Raw genomic sequence first — 21,507 nt, forward strand, 5'->3', positions numbered from 1 at the left:
ACCGCACACGGGGGGCGGCGGCGTCCTGTGCTAACTTTCTGCGGCCAGCGGGGGAATCCGGTGTGAATCCGGAGCTGACGCGCAGCGGTGTGGACCTGCCCATGACGGGGCAGGCCGAGTCCGACTACCCGACTGGCGACCGCCGGGGCCACGCGCCCGGGCGGACCACCGTACGGACGGGCCCCGCGTTCGGGCCCTCGACGTGAAGGACCCGGTGTGCGCCACGCGCGACAGGCTCGTCTCCCCCTCCTGCTCACGGTCACCGCTCTCGCCCTGTCCGCGTGCGGCGGTCCGACCTCGGCGGGCGACCCGGCTCCCGGCCGCACGGTCGAGAACTGCGGCCGGACCGTGTCCGTCGGCGAGCCGCCGAAGCGGGCGGTCGCGCTCAACCAGGGCAGCGCGGAGATCATGCTGGCCCTCGGCCTGGCCGACCGGATGGTCGGCACCGCGACCTGGACCGACCCGGTGCTGCCCGAACTCGCCGAGGCCAACGCGAAGGTCCCGCGCCTCGCGGAGAACAAGCCCTCGCTGGAACGGGTGTTGGAGGTCGAGCCGGACTTCGTGGCCGCGTCCTTCGAGTCCGTCCTCGCCGTCGGCGGCGTCGCCACCCGGGACCGGTTCGCGGAACTGGGCGTGGCGACCTACGTGTCCCCCACCGACTGCGGGACCAAGGACAACAGCGGCGACGGCGACGGCGCCCGCTCGGCCCCGCTCACCATGGACGACGTCTACCGCGAGATCCGCGACCTCGCGACGATCTTCGCCGTGGAGGCGCGCGGGGAGGAGCTGATCGCGGGCCTCCAGCGGCGCATGGCGGCCGCGGCCGAGGGCGTGGACGCCGCGGGCGTCACCGTCCTGTACTGGTTCGCCAACTCCGAGTCGCCCTACCTGGCCGGGTGCTGCGGCGCTCCCGGCGTGATCACCCGGGCGCTCGGGCTGCGCAACGTCTTCGACGACACCCGCGCCGAGTGGCCGCAGATCAACTGGGAGACCGTCGCCGAGCGCGATCCCGCCGTGCTGGTCATCGGCGACCTCACCCGGCGTTCGCAGACCGCGGAGACCGCCGAGGCGAAGATCGCGTTCCTCGAGTCGCACCCCGTGACGTCCCGGATGACCGCCGTGCGGGAGAAGCGGTACGTGCCGCTGAACGGGCAGTCGATGAACCCCACGATGCGCACCGTCGACGGCGTGGAGCGCGTCGCCGAGGCGCTGCGGCGGTTCGGACCGCTCGGGTGAGCGCGGTTCCGACCCGCCTGCGGACCGTTCCCTGGTACGCGGCGGGCCTCGGCCTGCTGGCGGCCTCGGTGGCGGCCGCCATCACCATCGGGCCCGCGTCCATCGGTGTCGGCGAGGTGTGGCGCACGGTGTGGGCGCACCTGCGCGGCAGCGAGCCGGTGCTCACCCCGATCCGCGACGGCATCATCTGGCACCTGCGGCTGCCGAGGACGCTGCTGGCCGCGGTGTGCGGGGCGGGGCTGGCGGTCTGCGGGGTGGTGCTGCAGTCGCTGCTGCGCAATCCGCTGGCCGACCCGTTCGTGCTCGGCGTGTCCTCCGGCGCGTCCACGGGCGCGGTGCTCGTGGTGGTGCTCGGCGTCGGCGGCGGCGCGCTGAGCCTGTCGGCCGGGGCGTTCGCGGGCGCGGTCGCGGCGTTCGCGCTCGTGCTGGCGCTGAGCCGCCTGCTGGGCGGGCAACTGGACCGCGTGGTGCTGTGCGGGGTCGCGGCGATGCAGCTGTTCTCCGCGCTCACCTCGTTCATCGTGCTGACCGCCGCCGACGCCGAGACCACCAAGGGCGTGCTGTTCTGGCTGCTCGGCTCGCTGGCCAGCGCGTCGTGGACCGAGGTCGCCGTCGCCGCCGGGGTGCTGGTGGCGGTGTTGGCGGTCTGCCTGGCGCACAGCCGCGCCCTCGACGCCTTCGCCTTCGGCGAGGACGCCGCCGCCGCGCTCGGCGTGGACGTGGCCCGCACCCGCATGGTCCTGCTGTGCGCGACCGCGCTGCTCACCGCCGTGCTGGTCAGCTCGACCGGCGCCATCGGATTCGTCGGGCTGGTCCTGCCGCACGCCGCCCGCGCCGTCGTCGGCGCGGGCCACCCCCGGCTGCTGCCCGCCGCCGCGCTGGCCGGGGCGGTGTTCCTGGTCTGGGTCGACACGGCCGCCCGGTCCGTCATCGATCCGCAGGAGGTGCCGGTCGGCGTGCTCACCTCGCTGATCGGCGTCCCCGCCTTCGTCGTCATCCTGCACCGCACCCGGACGCGCCGATGACGCTGGCCGCCGACCGCGTCACCCGCGCCGCGGGCGGGCACCTGCTGCTCGACGGCGTGACCGTGGCCTGCGCCCCGGGCACGACCCTCGGCCTGCTCGGCCCCAACGGCGCGGGCAAGTCGACGCTGCTGCGCCTGCTGGCCGGGCTCCTCGCCCCGGACACCGGCGTGGTCACCCTCGACGACGACCCGCTGCCCGGCCTGCCCCGCCGCGCCATCGCCCGCCGCGTCGCCGTGGTGGAGCAGCAGGCCGACACCCAGGTCGACCTGACCGTCCTCGACGTCGTCCGCCTGGGCCGCACCCCGCACCGCGGCACCTGGTCCGTGGAGTCCGAAGAGGACCGGACGGCGGTGCGGGAGGCGCTGGCGGCCACCGGTCTCACCGACCGGGCGGACCAGTCCTGGCACACCCTCTCGGGCGGCGAGCGCCAACGCGTGCACCTGGCCCGCGCCCTCGCCCAGCGCCCCAGGGAACTCCTCCTCGACGAGCCGACCAACCACCTCGACATCGCCCACCAACTCGACCTGCTCGCCCTCGTCGCCGCCCTGCCGATCACCACGGTCGTCGCGCTGCACGACCTCAACCTGGCCGCGATGTTCTGCGACCACCTCGTCGTCCTCCGCGGCGGCCGCGTGGTCATCTCGGGCCCACCCGCCGACGTCCTCACCGAGACCCTGATCGCCGACGTCTACGGCGTCCGCGCCCACATCACCCACCACGAGGGAACACCCCACGTTCGATTCCTTACGGCACAGGGTATTCAGGCAGTCGGCAGGAGCCCCACGAGGACAGCGTGACAGGCCGCGGTGGTCGGGAGGTGGGGGCCGTCAGGGGGAGTATCGGCCCCCACCTCCCGTATTCAGCGCGCCGACCGGTGTTGGGAGGCGGAGTCGGCGCACGTGGTGAGGACGGCCCTGGCGCCGCCGGACACGGTGGTCAGGGCAGCCAGGAGCCCGTGCCGGTGCTCGGACATGGCTGCTCCTTCGGGACAGGGCGCCGAACCGCCTCGCATCGAAGCGGTGGCCGGGAACGCTCGCAAGGATCGCGAGCCGCCGTCGTCTAGGCGCTGCGCGTCCAGGTCTGGCCGGTCGTGCCCGCGCAGGTGGCGAGGACGAGTCGGGTCCCGTTGACGCCGCTGCCCGCGTCGACGCACTTGCCCGACGCGGCGTTGCGCAGCGTGTTGTTCGTGGAGGTCCAGCGTTGGTTGGCGCCGCCGTGGCAGTCCCAGACGATGACGCGCGTCCCGTCGGCAGTGCCGCCCGCCTCGGCGTCGAGGCACTTGCCCAGGGAGCGCAGGGTGCCGTCGCCCGGATCCGCCCACTGCTGGTTGCTTCCGCCGTGGCAGCTCCAGACGACCGCCGGGGTGCCGTTCGCGGTGGCGGCGCCCTCGATGTCGAGGCAGCCGCCCGCTCCCCCGACGAAGCGGTAGGGCGTGGTGATCCGCACGGTCGCGCTGGTGGCGGTGGCCGACAGGGTCTCGATGGTCACGCCGCTGGTGGCGTCGGTGATCCGGGCGCCGACGTCGAGGTCGGTGTCGGTGGACCCGCTCGTGCCTGCGGACGGGTCGACGAGCGTGGAGACGCGGTAGGCGCCTTCCTTGGTCAGGTGCAGTTGCACGCCCTCGCCCACGCCGGTGTCGATGGTGTTGGCGTTCTTGCGATAGGCGACCGTGATCCGGTCTCCGGTGGTGTTGCGCGGGATCTCCAGGACCCGCGTGCCGGTCGCCGAAGCGGGCGCGTGCAGCGGCGTGAGCGTGTAGGTACCCGATGAGGGCGCGACGACGCGCTGGGACGTCGGAAGCCACCCCGCGTGGATCAGCTCGGGCGCGGCCAGGCCGCTCTGGTACCCGCCGCCGCCCATCGGGGACGAACCGCGATAGCCCGCGTCGGCGCACCCGGACAGCGTGCCCGGTGTGCAGGTCACCGAGGCGAGGTGCGCGAAGCCGAAGTTGTGGCCCAGTTCGTGGACGACGCCGCTGGGATTGCCGTGCGCGTCCGGCATCCAGGTCGTGCTGCCGGGCATCTGCCCGAGCCCGCCCCAGTCGCACTGGGCGAGCCGGTTGGGGAACCAGATGGCGAGCGACTGGTACCCGCTGATCCCGCGCGCGGCCAGGGCCTCGCGGGTCTTGGTGTTCATCGCGCCGGAGTCGCAGGCCGCGGCCATGCTGATCGTCCACGGTCCCAGCACCTCGGGCTGACCGGCCAGCGGCGTGAACCGCACGGCGCCGTCGCTGGCCTCCTCGTAGTAGCGCGACAGCGACTGCCCTGCTCCGAAGTACATGTCCCGGACCTTCGTCCGGAAGGTGGTCGAGGAATCGATCGTGTCGTTGGTGAAGTTGACCAGCACCACCGCGATCGGCCTGGTCGCCGAGGCCGACAGGGACTCCGCCGCGGTGACACCGGCCGACACGGTCGTGTTTGAGGTCAGCAGGAGGGTGCTGAGGGCTAGTGCGGAACCTATCGCCAGCCGGGCGGGCAGCTTGAGCACGTTCGGGTTCATGGGCGTCCGCTTCCTATCGCAGGGTGCTTCCCCGTTGAGGGGAGGAACGGGACCGGGACACAGCCGCACAACAGTGCAGCCCATGAACATCTTCTGTCAAGAGTTGATTGAAGCGTCCATATTTCATGCAGTATCGAACAATGACGAAGGGTGTGCTTAGGCGCCTCTTACGATCGTGGGCCGGTCGATGCGCAGGAGTGCCTGCCGCAGTGGGCAGGCCGGGTTCAGCGGTGGGCCGGTGGGTCGAGACGGTCGGCCTTGGCGTGGAGGTAGCGCTGCTCGACCTGGTTGACGGTGAGGGCTGCCGCCTCGCGGTAGAGGGCGGCCGCGGCGGGAGCGTCACCGGTCATCTGGAGCAGATGGGCGCGGACGGCGCGTTCCCGTTGGCTCGTCAGCGGATCCTGGTCGAGGTGGTGGCGTCGGTTGAGGTCGTCGAGCAGTGCCAGCGCCCGGTTGGGCCCGTAGGCCTTGGCCACGGCGACGACCCGACTGAGGCGGACCGGCGCGGTGGGGGCGAGCCGTTCGAGCCACAGGTAGAGCGCCGCGATCTGGGGCCAGTCGGTCTGCTCCGGCGATGCGGCGGCGGCGTGCACGGCGGCGATCGCGGCCTGCAGCTGGTACGGCCCGACCTCGCCGCGGTGCCAGACGCTGTCGATCAGCGCGGTTCCCTCGCCGATGAGCTGCGCGTCCCACCGCGTCCGGTCCTGGTCCTCCAGCGGCACCAGTTCGCCGTCGTCGCCCGTGCGGGCGGGCTGCCGCGACTCGGTGAGCAGCATGAGCGCCAGCAGGCCGGTCACCTCGGCGGCCATCGGGTCGTCGGCAGGCAGGGTGTCGCGGAGCATGCGGGTGAGCCGGATCGCCTCGTGCGTCAGGTCGACGCGGGTGAGCTCGTCGCCGGACGAGGTCGTGTAGCCCTCGTTGAAGATCAGGTACAACACCTGCGTGACGGCGGCCATCCGGCTGGCCCGATCGGCGTCGGAGGGCGGGGTGAAGCGCGCGCCCGCGCGAGCGAGTTGCTGTTTGGCACGGCTGATGCGCGTGCCCATGGTGTTCTCGGTGGCGCCGTAGGCGTGGGCGATCTCGGCGGTGGACAGGCCGCCGACCGCGCGCAGGGTGAGCGCCACCTGGGAGGTGGTGGACAGCGCGGGGTGGCAGCACAGCAACAGCAGGGTGAGGCTGTCGTCGGTCGCCGGTGGTGGGCCCGCCAGGCGAGCCGGTTCGTGCATGGCGACCTCGGCGAGGCCCGCTTCCTGTTCGCGCCTGCGGCGGGCCTGGTCGGAGCGGAGCAGGTCGACCATCTTGCGGTAGCCGATGCGGATCAGCCAGCCGCGCGGGTTCTCCGGCACCCCGTCGACGGGCCACGCGCGGCTCGCGACGAGCAACGCCTCCTGCACCGCGTCCTCGGCGATGTCGAACTGGCCGAACCGCCGCACCAGCGCGCCGAGCACCTGCGGCGCCTCGGTGCGCAGCAGGTGCTCGACGGTCGCGGCGCTCACGCCGCGAAGTCCTCGCCCATGATCGGGCGGATCTCGATCGGCTCCCCCAACGCGTCGACGATGCGCGCGACGATCTCGACGGCCCGTTCGTGGCTGGCGACGTCGATCACGGCGAAGCTGGCCAGGACCTCCTTCAGCTCGGCGAACGGCCCGTCGGTCGCGACCACGCCGTCGGCCGTCCTGCGGACCGTGGTGCTGACCGCGGGGTGCCCGAGGCCCTCGCTGGTGACGAACTCGCCGGTCTCGACCAGTTCCCTCTCGAACTCCTGGTACACGGCGAACGCGGCCAGCGCCTCCTCCGACGGCCTGTCGGCGGTGCTGGCGTCCCATGCGGCGGCCGGGGTGTAGCTGAGCAGCAGGTACTTCACGGTGGTTCCCTCTTCCTCGATCGTGCTCGGCAACGGTACGGGGGTCAGGCGGTGTCCCGCAGGGACAGTGCGACAACGGTCGTCCAGGTGAACGCCACCAGGCCGTTCACCGCGACCTGGATGCTCATGAGTTCCGGCGACACGGGCAAAAGCAACACAAGCGCGGTCGCCGCGCTCAGCACCGCGGGCCGCGCCCGCCGCCCGCGGGCGTGCCGGACGGCCAGCACGACGGCAGCGGCGGCCAGCGCGGTGAACGCGGTCGCTGCCGCCGCCGAGTGCGCGATGCTGTGCCACGACATCTGGGCGACGGGCCCTTCGGGGGTGCCGACGGGAAAGCCGTTCTCCGGGTCCATGGTGAACAGGCCCGAGGCGACCAGACCGGCACCGAAGACCCCGATGAAGATCGGCAGCACGCGCCTGCCGACCCCCTCGAGAAGCGTGCGCCGGGCACCCACGGCCAGCGCCAGCACGCCCAGACCCGCGAGCACGAAGGTCAGGACCTGTAGCCAGCCCGAGCCGCCGTTGGCGAGCTGGCTGAGCGGGTGCCGAGTGATGTCGAAGCCCTCCCGGGCGAGCATCTGGGTGATCGACGAGGCGAAGAAGACCGGCCCGGCGAGAGCGCCCGCGAGCAGCAGGCGCTCCGACGAACGACGGGTGCCGGGAACGACGGTTGTGGTCATGGCTCCTCCTTGATGGGTGCTCGTCGCAACCACGGAGCCGCGTCGCGGGTCTCGACATGTCTCGAACGTGACCTGAGTCACTAAGGACGGGTGTCGAGGCGGGGGTGGCGGCTTCGAGGTATCGGCACACAGCAAGCGACCGAGGAGGACGAGATGTCCGAGACGACCATCCGGCCGAGCGCCGACCTGCAGGCCCTGGACCGACTGGTGGGCACGTGGGCGGTGACCGGCGGTGTCGAGGGAACCGTGCGGTACGAGTGGATGCCCGGCGGGTTCTTCCTGCTCCAGCACGTCGAGCTCACCCAGTTCGGCCAGCAGGTCACCGGCCTGGAGGTGATCGGCAACCTGCGCCCGTTCGGCGAGCCCGTCGGCGAGGACGTGGTGTCCCGCTTCTACGACGCGACCGGCAACACCTTCGACTACGTCTATGAACTGGCCGGCGACACCCTGACCATCTGGGGCGGCGCGAAGGGCAGCCCGGCCTACTACCGAGGCGCGTTCAGCCCCGACGGCACCACGGTCACCGGCGGATGGGTCTACCCCGGCGGCGGCGGATACTCCTCCACCATGACCCGGGTCTGAGCCCGCCCGCACCGGCTGGGAGCGGCGGTCCACACCACCGCTCCCAGCCAGGTCAGGGACGGAGAGCGGGTGGGCGAGCGGCGGCGGGCCGTGCGCCTGTGGTCACCGCGCGGAGGAGCCATTCCAGTGGTCCGTAGCGGTGGCTGCGCAGCCACAGCGCGCTGAGCGCGAGTTGGATCGCGTAAATGACGACGACCAGCCCGGCGACTGCGGCGTAGGGCAGGTTGCCCACCAGTCCCAGCCCGTACGCGGTGAAGACGAGGCTCAGGATGACCGACTGCAGGATGTAGTTCGACAGCGCGACGCGGCCCACGGGGGCGAACACGGTCGCGGCGCGGGTCTCGAACAGGCGCAGCAGTGCGGCCACGTACCCGCCGGTGAGCAGTGGGGCCGTGAGGAGGGTGACCCCGATCGCGAGGGTCTGCGCCCCGCTTCCCGGATGGTGCACGGTGAGGTACGCGTAGAAGGCCGCCCCCGCGAGCCCGATCGGCAGTCCGGCGCGCAGGAGCCACGTCCACAGTGTCCGGTGGCGCCACGGTTCGGCGAACAGCTGCCGCTTTCCCGCCGCGAACCCGAGCAGGAACATCGCCAGGGCGCTGGGAGCCTGCACGAACACGACGAGTGCGAGCGTGCTGGGCAGTTGCCGCAGGTGCTCGGCGACGACGGTCGCCGGGGTCCCCTGGTAGGCCGCCACCGTTTCGGTCACCCGCGCGGCCGCCGCGGCGCCGTCGACCGGGGTGGGGGTGAGCAGGTCGAGAACGCCCAGCAGGGTCCACAGCACCCCGCTTGCGAGGAGCAGGCCGATCGCGAGCCAGACCGCGCGCCGCGCCGAGATGTCGCGCAGCGCCAGCAGGACGAGGCCGAGCACGGCGTAGGTCGTGAGGATGTCGCCGTGGAACAGCAGGACGGCGTGCGCGACGCCGATCACCGCGAGCCCGAGGTGCCGCCGCAGCATCCGCGGCCGGAAGGCGGCGTCGGCGCGCGCGGCGGCGTCCATCTGCAGCGTGAAGCTGTAGCCGAAGAGGAAGGAGAACAGCAGATAGAACTTGGTCTCGAAGAACATCGAGACGGCGAACTGGACGACCGGATCGCCCGCCGGGTCCGCGATCCCGGAGCCGTAGTAACCGGTCGCGAAGGCCCACACGTTGACGGCGAGGATGCCCACCAGGGCGAATCCGCGGAGCGCGTCCAACCGCACGAGGCGGGACGGGGTAGCCACAGGCATGCCTTTCATAAACCGAGCAGTCGGTCTAATATTGGAGGCGGTGATCGACACCGTCAACCCCCTGATTGAATCGGGCCATGCGCACCATCGACCCAGCCAAGCGCGCGGCGAAGCGGCTCCAGATCCTCGCGGCCGCGGCGCGGTGCTTCGCGCGCAAGGGGTTCGGGCAGACCCGCACCGCCGACATCTGCGCCGAGGCGGGGATGAGCTCGGGGAACCTGTTCTACTACTTCGGCAGCAAACAGGACATCTTCGCCGCGGTCGTCGAGCAGGACGGCGCCGACACCGAGGCGCTGTTCGCCGACCTGGCGGCCGCCGAGCCGTGGGACGCGCTGACCAGGTTCCTCGACCTGGCGATCGACCTGGCCGCGGACGCGGACTACGCCCGGCTCACCCTGGAGATCTCCGCCCAGGCGCACCGCGACGAAGGGATCGCGGCACTGGTCTCGACCAACGACCGGCTGGTGCGGTCCGGTCTCGCCGACCTGGTCGGCCGGGCCGCCGAGGCGGGCCGGATCGACCCCGCGCTGGACCCGACCACCACCGCCACCTGGCTCGCCGCCCTGGTGGACGGCCTGTTCAACCGCGTCGCGGTGGACAGCGAGTTCGCCCCCATGCGCGAACGGGAGACGCTGAAGGTGCTGGTCGCCAGGCTCCTGCGCCATCAGCCCGGATAGTCCGGGTCCGCCGTCTGGCGACCTGGTCTCATCGGCCCTGGCGGCGGTGACGTTCACGCCGACCATGGCGGTCGGCGCGGCGAAATTGACGCGCGTCCTGCCGCCCGCGCGTGGTTCAGTGGGCCCGGATTCACCGACGGGAGAGCTGGGCCATGGGGCACGTGGAGGTCGCGCACGTCGAGTACCACCTGCCCGACGGGCGGCTGCTGCTCGACGACGTCTGCTTCCGGGTCGGCGACGGCGCGGTGTGCGCGCTCGTCGGCGCCAACGGCGCGGGCAAGACGACGTTGTTGCGGCTTATCTCAGGCGAGCTCAAGCCCGACGCCGGATCGATAACCGTCAGCGGCGGTCTGGGCGTGATGCCGCAGTTCGTCGGCTCGGTCCGCGACGAGCGCACGGTGCGGGACCTGCTGGTGTCGGTGTCCCCGCCCGCGCTGCGCGCCGCGGCGCTGGCCGTCGATGCCGCCGAACTCGTGCTGATGGACCGCGACGACGAGGCCGCGCAGATGGCCTACGCGCAGGCGCTCGGCGACTGGGTCGAGGCGCGCGGTTACGAGGCCGAGGTCGTGTGGGACATGTGCACGACGGCGGCGCTCAACACGCCCTACCAGAAGGCCCGATGGCGGGAGGTGCGCACGCTCTCCGGCGGCGAGCAGAAGCGGCTGGTGCTGGAGGCGCTGCTGCGCGGCGGCGACGGCGTGCTGCTGCTCGACGAGCCGGACAACTACCTCGACGTCCCCGGCAAGCAGTGGTTGGAGGAACGCCTGCGCGAGACCGAGAAGACCGTGCTGTTCGTCTCCCACGACCGCGAGCTGCTGGCCCGGGCCGCGCAGAAGATCATCAGCGTCGAGCCGGGCAGCGACGTCTGGGTGCACGGCGGCGGGTTCGGCACGTACCACCAGGCCCGTGCGGAGCGGTTCGAGCGGTTCGACGAACTGCGCCGCCGCTGGGACGAGAAGCACGCGCAGCTGAAGAAGCTCGTGGTCGACATGCGCCAGTACGCGGCGCGCAGCGACGGGATGGCCTCCCGTTACCACGCCGCCCAGACGCGGCTGCGCAAGTTCGAGGAGCTCGGCCCGCCTGCCGCTCCCCCGCGCGAGCAGAAGATCACCATGCGGCTGCGTGGCGGCCGCACCGGTGTCCGCGCCCTCACCTGCGCCTGCCTTGAGCTGCACGGCCTCATGAAGCCCTTCGACCTGGAGGTCTTCCACGGCGAGCGGGTCGCGGTGCTCGGCTCCAACGGCTCCGGCAAGTCGCACTTCCTGCGTCTCCTCGCGGGCGAGCCCGTCGCGCACGACGGGGCCTGGAAACTCGGCGCGCGGGTCGTGCCGGGGCACTTCGCGCAGACCCACGCCCATCCCGAGCTGGTCGGCCGCACCCTCGTCGACATCCTCTGGACCGACCACGCGCTCGCCCGCGGCCCGGCGATGGGCGTCCTGCGCCGCTACGAACTCGACTCCCGGGGCGACCAGCCGTTCGAGAAGCTCTCCGGCGGACAGCAGGCCCGGTTCCAGATCCTCCTGCTGGAGATCGGCGGAGCCACGATGCTGCTGCTCGACGAACCCACCGACAACCTCGACCTGGCCTCGGCCGAGGCGCTGCAACAGGCGCTGGAGGCCTACGAGGGCACCACGCTCGCCGTGACCCACGACCGGTGGTTCGCGCGCTCGTTCGACCGCTACCTCGTCTTCGGCTCCGACGGCAGGGTCCGCGAGACCACCGATCCGGTCTGGGACGAACGGCCCGTGCGACGGGAGCGGTAGCCGATCACCTCGGCGGCCCGACGAGCACTCCCGCCTGTGCTGGGCGGAGCCACGGTCGGCGGACCCGCCCAGGTCCACAGTGGAGTCGCGCTCGGTCCTACGAGCAGTTCCTGATCTCGGTGGTGACAGGGCTGTAGTCGGAGAGCAGGTTGCACGTGTTGGTGCCCGCGCCGCCGTCGATGGTGGTGCTGCCGGGTTCGATGTAGTGGATGGTGATGGTGTCGTTGCCGTCCTCGCCGTAGATGGTGGGACGCTGGAGTCCGCTGGTCTGGCGGTTGCTGCCGACCTCGATGGTGTCATCGTCGGCGCCGCCCCTGATGACGGCGCTCACGTTGTCGGCGGTGGTCATGCGGTCGGCGCCGGGGCCGCCCGCGATGGTGCCGAACCGGCTGTCCTGGAAGCGGTTGTCGGCGATGTCGAAGGTGTCGTCACCCGCGCCGCCGTCGATGAGACCGTTGTTGTAGCCGCCGTTGCGGAGGGTCAGGACGTCGTTGCCGTCCTCGCCGTAGATCTCGCTCTTGTTGGTGGTCACGCTGATGCGGTCGGCGCCGCGACCGCCGTAGACCCTGCCCTTGTCGATGTCGGAGTCGAACTCGTTGGTGCCCACCTCGATGATGTCGTCGCCGTCGTCGCCGAGAACGCGGGCGGTCACCCGGACGAGCCCGACCTTGATCGTGTCGTTGCCCGCGTCGCCGTGGGTGACCGGGCCGCTGGTGTAGACGGTCTCGGCGATGGTGATGGTGTCGGCGTCGTCGCCACCGTGGACGGTTTTGCCCTGTCGGTCCACGCGGATGCTGTCGACACCCGGTCCGCCGAGGATCGTGCCGACGTTCGACTCGGCCTGGATGTCGTCGTTGCCCCCACCGCCGTCGATGGTCACATTGTTCACGTAGGTGGTGATCGTGTCGTTGCCGTCCAGGGCGTTGATCCCATCGACCGTGTAGGTGGTGAAGCAGTCGATGCGGTCGTCGCCCGGGGTGCCGGTGATGACGGGTCCTTGCTGCTCGACCCCGTTGACCGTGCACTCGGCGGCGGGGGCTGCCGACGCGGGCGCGGCGAGGGGAAGGGTGAGCAGTGCCGCCCAGACGGCGGGCAGGAAATGACGTCTCATACCGTTCAGATCTCCCTTTGCTGTCGACGTTGCACTGTCAGGACTGACAGTCGCAGACCTCGAACAGGCCGGGAAGTCTCCTGACGGCGGTCCGCCGATCAGGTGGACGCGTCACTCCGCGCTCACCGTTGGGCGAGTGGCCATAGTGGACCTGCGGAGGGCGCGGCCGGTGGCGCGGTACCACTGGGTGGCGAGGACGGCGGCGAGGGCGAGTTCCACCAGGTCGCCGCCGTAGTACATGAGCTGCGATCCCGTGTGCAGGTCCGTCGCGGCGTAGGCGGTGCCGGGCGGGGGCGCGGCGTAGAGGGACTTGGCGAGGACGGCGTGGGCGGCGCCCGCGCCCAGCAGGGTCAGACCGCGCCAGGCGAGGCTCCAGCGGTGGCGCACCGGGTCGAGCTGGCAGACGGCGAAGGTGAACAGCAGGCCCGCCAGCAGGACGTGGACCTGCGCCAGCGGGTGGTGGGACGCGGCGAGCGGGGTGCGGTAGAGCAGCCACAGGCCGCCGACGTCCAGCACGGCGGCCGCGGGCGGGAAGAGCAGCCAGCGGACCGGCCGGGCTCGTGCCGCGGCCAGGAGGGTCCTGCGGGTCCCGCGCGGTGGCAGGACGCGCAGGAGCAGGGTGAGCGGGCGGCCCAGGACCAGCGACAGCGGGGCGGCCATGGCCACGACGAGGTGCTGGGCCATGTGGGCGGTGAACGGCCCGCCCGGCAGGTGCCCCAGCAGCGCCCACACGAGCGCGCCGCCACCGGCCAGGAACGAGAGGTCGCGGAGCACCGGCCAGGCGTCGCCGCGGCGGCGCAGCCGGGCCGCGGCGAGCAGGTAGGCGGTCACGGCCGCCGCCGCGCCCGCGGCGATGACCCATTCGACCAGGGCCACCTGCGGGTGGTGGGCGCCGGGCATCAGCGGCGGGCGCGCACGGTCAGGACCGCGCCGACGGCCAGCAGGAGCAGTCCCGCGCCGTTCCACGCGAGGTCGTAGGGCAGGAGGTCGACGCCGTAGCGGATCTGGTGGACGCGCAGCAGCTTGTGGTCGACGATGCCGTCGAACAGCTGGAAGCCGCCGAGGCCGAGGAACAGCCCGGCCCAGGCGTGGGCCGTGGACAGCGCGCGGCGCCTGAGCAGGTCGGCGAACAGCGCGAAACCGGCGACCAGCCCGACCAGCTCCGCGGTGTGCAGCAGCCCGTCGGAGATCAGGCCGACGGACGGGGTGGAGCGGTCGTAGAAGTGGTGCCAGGCCAGGATCTGGTGGAACACGATCTCATCGACCGCCGCCATCCCGGCGGCGCCCAGCAGGGCGCACACCCACAGCGAACGCCCCGGCCGGTGCTGGAGCCCGCTGCTCTTGTCCACTCGTCAAGCCACCTGAGGCAGCGGGACCAGGCCCGCGACGGCGTACGGCGCCAGGCGGGCGGGCAGGTCGTCCTGGGGCTGTCGGGGCTGCGTCAGGCGGGGCTGACCGGGCGAGCCGTCGAGCAGGCCCCGCGTCCAGTGCGCCACCCGGTGCGGCGGCGGGACGACGTCGCCGGGCAGCCAGGCCTGGACGATCAGGTCCTCGCCGCTGTGGGTCTCCACGGCGGCGGCCCAGCCGCGCTCGGCGTCCCACAGCAGGGCCGCGTCGCGGTCCGGGAAGCCCGAGAACCTCCCGTCCAGGGCCAGGTACGCGCCCAGCGGCACGGACTGGACATAGAAGCACTCACCGGACAGGCCGAGCTGCTCGGACACCGCGCGGACATAGCCCTGCAAGCCGCGCACCAACGCGTCTCCGAAATCGAACTCCACGAGTCGCCGTCCTCTTGCCTAGAGCGCCGCCTGGCTCGACGCGGGTTCTCCAGATTCCCGCCCGGGCGGACGGCCAAACCCCGGGCGCGCTGTGAAGGTCGGCACAGCTCATCCGGCGGCGGGGACGGCGTCGTCGGCTCCGCGCCGCTGACGGCGCGCGTTGACGGCGGCTAGCACCAGCGCCAGGGCGATCAGGACCGCGCCGCGCAGCCAGACCTCGGCGCTCATCTGGGTCAGCAGCAGCGCGCACGACCCGATGCCCAGCCACGGGACGACCGTCGGGACGCGGAAGTGGTCGGTGTCCGCCGAGTCGCGGCGCAGGACGAGGACGGCGATGTTGACGACGGTGAACACGATCACCAGCAGCAGCACCAGGGTCTCGGCCAGCGCGGCGACCTGGCCGGTCAACGCCAGGACCAGGGACAGCGCCGTGGTCGCCAGGACCGCGATCCACGGCGTCCTGCGGTTGGGCAGCACGCGGGTCAGCGCGGACGGGAGCAGGCCGTCGCCCGCCATCCCGTAGGCGAGGCGGGAGGACATGATGCCGGTGAGCAGGGCGCCGTTGGCCACCGCGATCAGCGCCACCAGGCCGAACAGCCAGGTGGGCACCCCGCCCGCGGCGCGCACGACCTCCAGCAGCGGCCCGCTGGACCCGGCCAACTGGTCCGTCGGGACCGAGGCGCTGGTGACGAGCCCGATCAGCAGGTAGACCGCGCCCGCGGCGGCCAGCGCGCCGAAGAGGGCGCGCGGGAACGCGCGGCGCGGGTCCTTGGTCTCCTCGGCGAGGTTCACCGAGGTCTCGAAGCCGACGAACGAGTAGTAGGCCAGCACCGCACCGGCCAGCACGGCCGTGAACGGGCTCTCCCCCGGCGTCCCGACCTCGGCCAGCCGCCCGAGATCGGCGTCGCCGCGCAGGACGATCCACATCCCGAGCCCGATGACCAGCACCAGGCCGCCCACCTCGATGACGGTGGCGACGACGTTGGCCCGCAACGACTCCTTGATCCCGTAGATGTTGAGCATGGCCAGTCCGACCAGGAACACCGTCACCACGAGTGCGACGGGCAGCGAGACGAACTCGGCCAGGTAGTCCCCGCCGAACGCCCGGGACAGCGCCGCCACGGACACGATCCCGGCGGCGAGCATGCAGAACCCGGTGAAGGTCGCCGCGGCCGGGCCGAACGCGAGGTTCGCGTAGTGCGACGCTCCCCCGGCGCGCGGGTACTTCGTGGCCAGTTCGGCGTAGGACCCGGCGGTGAGGCCTGCCAGCAGCAGGGCCAGGAGCAGCGGCAGCCACACCGCGCCGCCGGACGCGCCGGTGACCTCTCCGATCAGGACGTAGACGCCCGCGCCGAGGATGTCCCCCAGGATGAACGTGAACAGCAGAGGCGTGGAGATCGCGCGCCGCAGAGGAACCGACATGCGCTAAGTCTCATGGGGACCCGCCGATTCCGCACGACGCACTCGATCATGCGGTCCGAGGTCGGGCGGGCGGGACGAACACGGGGACGGGCGGCCCGGCCAGCCGCCGCGGCGTGGCCCGCGTTTCGATCGCCCGGTGGCTGAACACAACAGGGCGCACGCGGTCGGACGTGGTCTTGGACACCATGGGAACTCCTCGTTTTGGTGCAGGGGTCTGTGGGGAACGGGCTCCGGACTCGACGAGGCGCGTCGATGGACGCCCACGATCGTCCGCGGGGTCGGCGGTACGCCGTAGAGCCGAGGTGGTGCTGCGTGACAAGTGGTCTCCGTCTACTCGGGAAGCCCTTCGACGGCACGAGCACTGCCCAAGGGCGAATCGCCTGACGACCAGACACACACCTGGGCGGCGATGACGGGGCGACGACGGCACCCGCTCACCACCCAGTGTACGCCATGGCCACCGGATTCATCGCCTATTTGCCCACCCACCCGCCGAGTGAAACCCGAAGGGCGGGGGACGAGCATGGTGGCGGCGGGCGTGCTCGCGGTCCTCGCGGCCGTGAGCACGCACTGACCAGCCTGCGAACGCCCCTCCCGATACCACCACCCCCGAGAGGCACGCTGGCCGACCGGCGCACACCCTCGCCGTTCGGCTCGACGCCGGCGGAGTGGCGTGTCGTCCTTCGCGGTCATGTCGACAAGACCCGGTACGCGCGCCGCAGGGGCTGTCGTGGTGCTCAACGTCCCGATATCGGGGGTGTCGGGTGAGGTTGTCGCTGGGGACGAGGCGGATGCAGCAGAGTGACGTCTGCCGGGTCACCGGACTGTCGAGATTCTTGTGCGCCAATGGTTTTCGGCCTCACGGGACGGCGCATCCCGCGAGTGGCGCTCACCCTTATGACCCCCGCTTATGTCCACTCGGAACCGTGATCGTCGAGTGATAGCACGCACGACGATTGGTCCATACCATGTGTGCTGATCGGAGCAACTTCGGCGGAAACCGTGGCGGATGAGCCGAATGCGCGGTTTCCTGCGACCAGTCGGAGTTCCGATCGCCAGAAACGTTCGCGCGGACGTCACACACCCTGCACTCTCCCCGGTCGGCGACCCCGTCCCGGGGGGAACCCTTGCCATGAGGGAGAGACACTGCGATGAGACAGTCCCGCGCGGCCTGGGCACGGCGGCTTGCCGTTCCCGCGCTGGCCGCCGCCACCACCCTGTCGCTGACGATGGCCACACCCGCCGCCGCTGCCGAGGGGACCATCCTCGGCGCGAACGCCGAGGGCGCCATCCCGGGCAGCTACCTGGTCGTCTTCAAGGACCACGCGACGTCGAGGGCGGCCGTCGCGCAGTCCGCGGAGACGATGGCCGACCGCTACGGCGGCACGGTCACCGCGACCTGGCGGCACGCGTTGCGCGGTTACGCCGCCACGATGACCGAGCGGCAGGCCCGCAGGCTCGCCGCCGACCCCGCGGTGTCGGCCGTCGAGCAGAACCGGGTCGTCCGGGTCGCCGACACCCAGCAGAACCCGCCGTCCTGGGGGCTCGACCGGATCGACCAGCGCGACCGGCCGCTCAACAACGCCTACACCTACCCGACCACGGCGTCGAACGTGCACGCCTACGTCATCGACACCGGCATCCGCACCACCCACCGGGACTTCGGCAACCGGGCGACGTGGGGCACCAACACCGTCGGCGGCTCCAACACCGACTGCCACGGCCACGGCACCCACGTCGCGGGCACCGTCGGCGGCACCGCGTACGGCGTCGCCAAGGGCGTGCGGCTGGTCGCGGTCAAGGCGCTCGACTGCCAGGGCAGCGGCTCCACCCAGAGCATCGTGAGCGCGGTCGACTGGGTGACGGCCAACGCCGTCAAGCCCGCCGTGGCGAACATGAGCCTCGGCGGCGGCGCGTCCACCGCCATGGACAACGCGGTGCGCAACTCGATCACCTCCGGCGTCGTCTACTCGATCGCGTCCGGCAACTCCAACGCCAACGCCTGCAACACCTCGCCCGCCCGGGTGACCGAGGCGCTGACGGTCAACGCCAGCACCAGCACCGACGCGCGCGCCTCGTTCTCCAACTGGGGCACCTGCACCGACCTGTTCGGCCCGGGCCAGGACATCACCTCGGCCTGGCACTCCAGCGACACGGCGACCAACACCATCAGCGGCACGTCGATGGCGGCGCCGCACGTGGCCGGGGTCGTCGCGCTGTACCTGTCGACGCACCCGAACGCGACGGTGACGCAGACCAACCAGGCGATCATCAACGCGTCCAGCTCCGGCAAGATCAGCAACCCCGGGACGGGCTCGCCCAACCGGCTGGTCTTCGTCGAGCAGGGCGCGCCCGCCGACGTCGCCGTCACCAACCCCGGCGGCCAGACCGGCACCGTCGGCACCCCCGCCAGCCTGCAGCTCACCGCGACCGGCGGGGTGGCGCCCTACACCTGGACGGCCACCGGGCTGCCCGCCGGGCTGAGCATCTCGCCGTCGACCGGCCGGATCTCGGGCACGCCGACCACGGCGAACACCTACCAGGTCACGGTGACCGCGACCGACACGACCAACGACTCCGGGTCGGCGACGTTCAGCTGGGTCATCGAGCCTGCCAGCGGCGGCGACCTCACCCTGCCCAACCCGGGCACGCTGACCGGCAGCGTGGGTGTGGAGGCCGGGGTCAAGCTGGTCGTCTCCGGCGGGACCGGCCCGTACACCTGGACCGCCGACGGGCTGCCGCCGGGGCTGTCGCTGAGCAGCGACGGCTCGGACACCGCGATCGTGGGCGGCGTCCCGACCGCGGGCGGCACCTACCGGGTGACCGTCAGCGTCACGGCGACCACCGGCGGGTCCACCTCCGTCCAGTTCGACTGGGTGATCAGCGGCGGCGGGCAGATCACCGTGCCCAGCCCGGGCAACCAGACCACCACGGTCGGCTCCCCGGTGAACCTGCAGCTGACCGCCTCCGGCGGCGCCGCGCCGTACACCTGGAGCGCGTCCGGGCTGCCCGCGGGGCTGTCGATCAGCGCGAGCGGCCTCATCACCGGCAGCCCGACGGCCGCGGGCACCTCGACGGTGACCGTGACCGCGACCGACTCGGCTGGCGCGTCCGGCTCGGCCACCTTCACCTGGCGCGTCGAGCCGTCCGGCGGCGAGACGTCGTGGGCGCCGTGGACCCCGTACACCGCGGGCGCCACCGTCACCTACGAGGGCGTCAGCTACCGGTGCCTGCAGTCGCACACGTCGCAGCCCGGCTGGACGCCGCCGGTCGTCCCGGCGCTGTGGCAGCGGCTCTGACCGGGTGATGTCCGTCGGGCCGTTCGCCGCGGGTGGTCCACCGCGGCGAACGGCCCGACGACGTGTTCCTCAGCCTTTGCCGAACGACCGGGGGACGCGCCGCGGCAGGAGCGAGCGCAGTTCGGCGGCCGCGGCGTCGGTGATCTCGCCGAGGCCGCGGGCGACCACGTCGAGCGGGTCGAGCACTCCGTAGGCGAGGCCGGACAGGCCCGCCGCGGTGAGGGTGGCCCGCTCCCCCGTTCCGGACGCGCTGACCTTGAGCGTCCCGCCGCTGCCGTCGAGCAGGTACCGGCCCGCGAGGAGCTGGTCGTCGACCACCTCGATCGCCACGCGCCCCGGGCCGCAGTGGGCGCCGTGCAGCGCTTCCATCGACAGCAGCCGCGCCATCAGGGGCGGCGCGGTCGGGAAGGCGGTCTCCGTGTCGGTGCGGACGGCGAGACCGCTCACCCAGGTCTCGGGGAAGTCGTCGGGCGCCACGGTGACCGTGATCCTGGTGACCTGGTGCGCGTGCAGGGCGAGGAAGCGCAGGAGCAGCGCCCGGCCGATCGCGTCGGCGCAGAGCAGTTCGTCGACGATCAGGGCGCCGCCGTAGCCGTCGATGCGGTAGGTCATGGTGCCGACCACCGTGTCGCCGACGGTGGCGGTGACCAACCAGCGGTTCGCGGCGTCGAGGACGCGGGCGGCTCGGTAGTCGGGGGTGTAGGTGAAGCCGTGCCATCGCGGCAGCAGACTTCGCTGGAACGCCCGGTAGGTGTCGAAGCCGTCCTTGATGTTCTGCCAGCGCACCTCACCGGGGAGTCGGACGTCAAGCAGCGGCGCCAGTCCTTCGGGGGTGAACGTCGCCGTGGGGTTCTGCGGAAGGCAGATGTAGCCGAGCTTGTCGTAGAACGACGGGTGGAACGGGAAGAGAGTGGCCAGCCGGTGTCCTTTGTCGACCATGTCGCTGTGGAGCCTGCGCATCAGGCGACGGCTGTGCCCCTGTCTGCGGGCCGAGGGATGGGTTGCCACCCAGGCGATGCCCGCCATCGGGCTGACAACGCCGCGCAGGTTCTGCCACGCAGGGAAGGCGGCCGCGGTGGCGAGCGTGCGGGCGTCCTCCTCGGCGATGAGGGTGTGGTTGCCCTCGTGGTAGGGCAGGAGACCGCGCAGGTCCTCGACCGCGGCCGGGGACGGGGTCTCGTCGAAGGCGTAGGGGTACAGGGTGAAGGCCGTGCGCAGCCGCTCGTCGCCGGAGACTTGCCGGATCGCGCTCATCGGCTCACCGCCTCCCACCGGCCGGGAAGTCCTGCGCAGCGTGGCCAGACACCCGCGGGTCTGGTGGTGGTCGCGGTCAAGCGGCGCCTCCAGGTGGCTCGGTGCTCCTGACCTCCATCACAACCGCTGGACGGATTGACCGGCAGGTTTGATTCGGCGAGCAAATCAACGCAGACCTCCGCACCCGGGCCGATCCGCGTGACCGCTACTTCCGGGGCTCCCGTTCGATCCGGTACTGCTCGATGAGCTCCGGGTGGTCGTCAGGGTCGCCTGGGGTCGGTGGGCTCCCGCCGACCCGCCGGGCCACGTCCTCTGCCGTCGCTTGATCGGCGTAGATCGTCAGCAGCAGACCGTCCTCGGCGTACCCCAGGCTCCACGGCACCGGACACGGCGGCGGGTGGTGCTCGTCCGGGCACAGCGTCCGCGCGATGGACTCTTTCAGCTCGTCGCCGCCCGCGACGAGGATGTCATACACCTGCACCTCGCCCACGGTAGGCGCCCGGCAACCCCCGCACATCGGGAATGTCCCTGATCCGAGGACAACCCGTCGACAACGCCCACGTGTGGGAGTTCCTGGTGGCTCAAGCGCCCGGCACCACTGAGGTGACGACCCGCAAGGGGCGGTGACACTTCCGACAATTGACCTCAAGCGGACTTGAGGTTCTAGCGTCGGCGGCATGACCGACAAGAACGGAACGCTCCTCTTCCACAACACGATGCGCATTCGGGAGGGGCGCCTGGACGAGTTTCAGGCCGCTGTCGTCAAGGCCGTCGACTTCGTCCGCGAACACGGACCCCAGCTGATGGTGGAGGTGTTCATCGACGCCGAGGCGATGGTGGCGCACAGCTTCCAGCTCTACGCCGACGACGAGTCCGTGTTGCGGCACTGGGAGCTGTCCGACCCCTACATCCGCGAGGTGATGGAGCACTGCACAGTGGAGCGGTTCGAGGTGTTCGGACACCCGGGGAACAGGTGCGGACGGGCCTACACGGCCCAACCGGCGAATCCTTCCCCACCTCGGTCACGCCACGCCTCACCGGCTTCACCCGGCTGACCGCACGCCCCTAACGCGATCCCGCGAGGTCAGGGCT

Annotated in this window: 21 protein-coding genes and 1 riboswitch; of the genes, 8 read left to right on the plus strand and 13 right to left on the minus strand. The window is 71.8% G+C overall.

Features of this window, described 5'->3' with window-relative positions; genetic code table 11:
- Positions 1–50: 50 nt before the first annotated feature.
- Positions 51–130: riboswitch (cobalamin riboswitch) on the plus strand.
- 86 nt (positions 131–216) lie between these two features.
- The 3 genes from Actkin_RS16670 to Actkin_RS16680 are packed head-to-tail and all read left to right on the plus strand — an operon-like array spanning position 217 to position 3,058.
- Positions 217–1,236, plus strand: coding sequence for an ABC transporter substrate-binding protein (locus tag Actkin_RS16670; protein WP_258903314.1), 1,020 nt, complete (start codon positions 217–219; stop codon positions 1,234–1,236).
- Positions 1,233–2,261, plus strand: a complete 1,029-nt coding sequence (locus Actkin_RS16675; RefSeq protein WP_189210469.1) for a FecCD family ABC transporter permease — start codon at positions 1,233–1,235, stop codon at positions 2,259–2,261. Before Actkin_RS16670 ends, Actkin_RS16675 begins: the two co-directional genes overlap by 4 nt.
- On the plus strand, positions 2,258–3,058 hold the full coding sequence (locus tag Actkin_RS16680) for an ABC transporter ATP-binding protein (RefSeq protein WP_258903315.1): 801 nt from the start codon (positions 2,258–2,260) through the stop codon (positions 3,056–3,058). The genes Actkin_RS16675 and Actkin_RS16680 overlap by 4 nt, the downstream gene beginning before the upstream one ends.
- A gap of 262 nt (positions 3,059–3,320) precedes the next feature.
- On the opposite strand, the gene Actkin_RS16685 is transcribed toward Actkin_RS16680, so the two are convergent.
- The 4 genes from Actkin_RS16685 to Actkin_RS16700 all read right to left on the minus strand — a co-directional run bounded on the left by Actkin_RS16685 (position 3,321) and on the right by Actkin_RS16700 (position 7,304).
- Positions 3,321–4,760 carry a ricin-type beta-trefoil lectin domain protein gene (locus Actkin_RS16685; RefSeq protein ID WP_258903316.1) on the minus strand — a complete coding sequence of 480 codons (1,440 nt, stop codon included), beginning with the start codon at positions 4,758–4,760 and terminating at the stop codon, positions 3,321–3,323.
- Positions 4,761–4,984: 224 nt separating this feature from the next.
- Positions 4,985–6,256 carry an RNA polymerase sigma factor gene (locus tag Actkin_RS16690; RefSeq protein WP_258903317.1) on the minus strand — a complete coding sequence of 424 codons (1,272 nt, stop codon included), beginning with the start codon at positions 6,254–6,256 and terminating at the stop codon, positions 4,985–4,987.
- Positions 6,253–6,624, minus strand: a complete 372-nt coding sequence (locus Actkin_RS16695) for a YciI family protein (protein WP_258903318.1) — start codon at positions 6,622–6,624, stop codon at positions 6,253–6,255. Before Actkin_RS16695 ends, Actkin_RS16690 begins: the two co-directional genes overlap by 4 nt.
- Positions 6,625–6,668: 44 nt before the next feature.
- On the minus strand, positions 6,669–7,304 hold the full coding sequence (locus tag Actkin_RS16700) for a DUF998 domain-containing protein (RefSeq protein WP_258903319.1): 636 nt from the start codon (positions 7,302–7,304) through the stop codon (positions 6,669–6,671).
- A 153-nt stretch (positions 7,305–7,457) separates the two neighbouring features.
- Between Actkin_RS16700 and Actkin_RS16705 the strand changes: the two genes are divergently transcribed.
- The gene (locus Actkin_RS16705) at positions 7,458–7,886 is read left to right on the plus strand and encodes a hypothetical protein (RefSeq protein ID WP_258903320.1); all 429 of its coding nucleotides are present in this window, start codon (positions 7,458–7,460) and stop codon (positions 7,884–7,886) included.
- Positions 7,887–7,938: 52 nt separating this feature from the next.
- Here Actkin_RS16705 and Actkin_RS16710 read toward each other — a convergent pair whose 3' ends face one another.
- Positions 7,939–9,111, minus strand: coding sequence for a DUF418 domain-containing protein (locus tag Actkin_RS16710; RefSeq protein ID WP_258903321.1), 1,173 nt, complete (start codon positions 9,109–9,111; stop codon positions 7,939–7,941).
- 77 nt (positions 9,112–9,188) lie between these two features.
- On the opposite strand from Actkin_RS16710, the gene Actkin_RS16715 reads away from it, so the two are divergent.
- Positions 9,189–9,788 (plus strand): TetR/AcrR family transcriptional regulator, encoded by a 600-nt coding sequence (locus tag Actkin_RS16715; RefSeq protein ID WP_258903322.1) that lies wholly within the window; start codon positions 9,189–9,191, stop codon positions 9,786–9,788.
- A 152-nt stretch (positions 9,789–9,940) separates the two neighbouring features.
- Positions 9,941–11,551 carry an ABC-F family ATP-binding cassette domain-containing protein gene (locus Actkin_RS16720; protein WP_258903323.1) on the plus strand — a complete coding sequence of 537 codons (1,611 nt, stop codon included), beginning with the start codon at positions 9,941–9,943 and terminating at the stop codon, positions 11,549–11,551.
- 97 nt (positions 11,552–11,648) lie between these two features.
- On the opposite strand, the gene Actkin_RS16725 is transcribed toward Actkin_RS16720, so the two are convergent.
- The 6 genes from Actkin_RS16725 to Actkin_RS16750 all read right to left on the minus strand — a co-directional run bounded on the left by Actkin_RS16725 (position 11,649) and on the right by Actkin_RS16750 (position 16,049).
- Positions 11,649–12,662 carry a calcium-binding protein gene (locus Actkin_RS16725; RefSeq protein ID WP_258903324.1) on the minus strand — a complete coding sequence of 338 codons (1,014 nt, stop codon included), beginning with the start codon at positions 12,660–12,662 and terminating at the stop codon, positions 11,649–11,651.
- Positions 12,663–12,773: 111 nt separating this feature from the next.
- Complete coding sequence (locus tag Actkin_RS16730; RefSeq protein WP_258903325.1) at positions 12,774–13,538, minus strand: cytochrome c oxidase assembly protein; 765 nt, start codon at positions 13,536–13,538, stop codon at positions 12,774–12,776.
- A gap of 23 nt (positions 13,539–13,561) precedes the next feature.
- The gene (locus Actkin_RS16735; RefSeq protein ID WP_258903326.1) at positions 13,562–14,011 is read right to left on the minus strand and encodes a DUF2243 domain-containing protein; all 450 of its coding nucleotides are present in this window, start codon (positions 14,009–14,011) and stop codon (positions 13,562–13,564) included.
- Positions 14,012–14,014: 3 nt separating this feature from the next.
- On the minus strand, positions 14,015–14,440 hold the full coding sequence (locus Actkin_RS16740; RefSeq protein WP_258903327.1) for a DUF6292 family protein: 426 nt from the start codon (positions 14,438–14,440) through the stop codon (positions 14,015–14,017).
- 108 nt (positions 14,441–14,548) lie between these two features.
- Positions 14,549–15,862 carry an APC family permease gene (locus tag Actkin_RS16745; RefSeq protein ID WP_189210482.1) on the minus strand — a complete coding sequence of 438 codons (1,314 nt, stop codon included), beginning with the start codon at positions 15,860–15,862 and terminating at the stop codon, positions 14,549–14,551.
- A 46-nt stretch (positions 15,863–15,908) separates the two neighbouring features.
- A complete protein-coding gene (locus tag Actkin_RS16750; RefSeq protein WP_258903328.1) occupies positions 15,909–16,049 on the minus strand; it encodes a hypothetical protein in 141 nt (46 codons plus the stop codon).
- Positions 16,050–17,013: 964 nt separating this feature from the next.
- Between Actkin_RS16750 and Actkin_RS16755 the strand changes: the two genes are divergently transcribed.
- Positions 17,014–19,161, plus strand: coding sequence for a putative Ig domain-containing protein (locus Actkin_RS16755; protein WP_229786836.1), 2,148 nt, complete (start codon positions 17,014–17,016; stop codon positions 19,159–19,161).
- Between the two features lie 69 nt (positions 19,162–19,230).
- Here Actkin_RS16755 and eis read toward each other — a convergent pair whose 3' ends face one another.
- The gene (eis, locus tag Actkin_RS16760; protein ID WP_258903329.1) at positions 19,231–20,415 is read right to left on the minus strand and encodes a GNAT family N-acetyltransferase; all 1,185 of its coding nucleotides are present in this window, start codon (positions 20,413–20,415) and stop codon (positions 19,231–19,233) included.
- Between the two features lie 205 nt (positions 20,416–20,620).
- Entirely contained in the window at positions 20,621–20,896 is a 276-nt protein-coding gene (locus tag Actkin_RS16765) for a hypothetical protein (protein WP_258903330.1), read from the minus strand.
- A 196-nt stretch (positions 20,897–21,092) separates the two neighbouring features.
- Between Actkin_RS16765 and Actkin_RS16770 the strand changes: the two genes are divergently transcribed.
- Positions 21,093–21,470 carry a hypothetical protein gene (locus Actkin_RS16770; RefSeq protein WP_258903331.1) on the plus strand — a complete coding sequence of 126 codons (378 nt, stop codon included), beginning with the start codon at positions 21,093–21,095 and terminating at the stop codon, positions 21,468–21,470.
- The last annotated feature ends 37 nt before the right edge of the window (positions 21,471–21,507 follow it).

Source organism: Actinokineospora sp. UTMC 2448 (assembly GCF_024760565.1).
Classification (GTDB): domain Bacteria; phylum Actinomycetota; class Actinomycetes; order Mycobacteriales; family Pseudonocardiaceae; genus Actinokineospora; species Actinokineospora fastidiosa.

What these genes read in the sequence shown, in the direction of transcription:
- Actkin_RS16700 (WP_258903319.1), bottom strand. Translation starts at nt 7,304, where the DNA reads ATGACCACAACCGTCGTTCCCGGCACCCGTCGTTCGTCGGAGCGCCTG.
- Actkin_RS16680 (WP_258903315.1), top strand. Translation starts at nt 2,258, where the DNA reads ATGACGCTGGCCGCCGACCGCGTCACCCGCGCCGCGGGCGGGCACCTG.
- Actkin_RS16685 (WP_258903316.1), bottom strand. Translation starts at nt 4,760, where the DNA reads ATGAACCCGAACGTGCTCAAGCTGCCCGCCCGGCTGGCGATAGGTTCC.
- Actkin_RS16715 (WP_258903322.1), top strand. Translation starts at nt 9,189, where the DNA reads ATGCGCACCATCGACCCAGCCAAGCGCGCGGCGAAGCGGCTCCAGATC.
- Actkin_RS16710 (WP_258903321.1), bottom strand. Translation starts at nt 9,111, where the DNA reads ATGCCTGTGGCTACCCCGTCCCGCCTCGTGCGGTTGGACGCGCTCCGC.
- Actkin_RS16750 (WP_258903328.1), bottom strand. Translation starts at nt 16,049, where the DNA reads ATGGTGTCCAAGACCACGTCCGACCGCGTGCGCCCTGTTGTGTTCAGC.
- Actkin_RS16720 (WP_258903323.1), top strand. Translation starts at nt 9,941, where the DNA reads ATGGGGCACGTGGAGGTCGCGCACGTCGAGTACCACCTGCCCGACGGG.
- Actkin_RS16705 (WP_258903320.1), top strand. Translation starts at nt 7,458, where the DNA reads ATGTCCGAGACGACCATCCGGCCGAGCGCCGACCTGCAGGCCCTGGAC.
- Actkin_RS16755 (WP_229786836.1), top strand. Translation starts at nt 17,014, where the DNA reads ATGAGACAGTCCCGCGCGGCCTGGGCACGGCGGCTTGCCGTTCCCGCG.
- Actkin_RS16725 (WP_258903324.1), bottom strand. Translation starts at nt 12,662, where the DNA reads ATGAGACGTCATTTCCTGCCCGCCGTCTGGGCGGCACTGCTCACCCTT.
- Actkin_RS16745 (WP_189210482.1), bottom strand. Translation starts at nt 15,862, where the DNA reads ATGTCGGTTCCTCTGCGGCGCGCGATCTCCACGCCTCTGCTGTTCACG.
- eis (WP_258903329.1), bottom strand. Translation starts at nt 20,415, where the DNA reads ATGAGCGCGATCCGGCAAGTCTCCGGCGACGAGCGGCTGCGCACGGCC.
- Actkin_RS16770 (WP_258903331.1), top strand. Translation starts at nt 21,093, where the DNA reads ATGACCGACAAGAACGGAACGCTCCTCTTCCACAACACGATGCGCATT.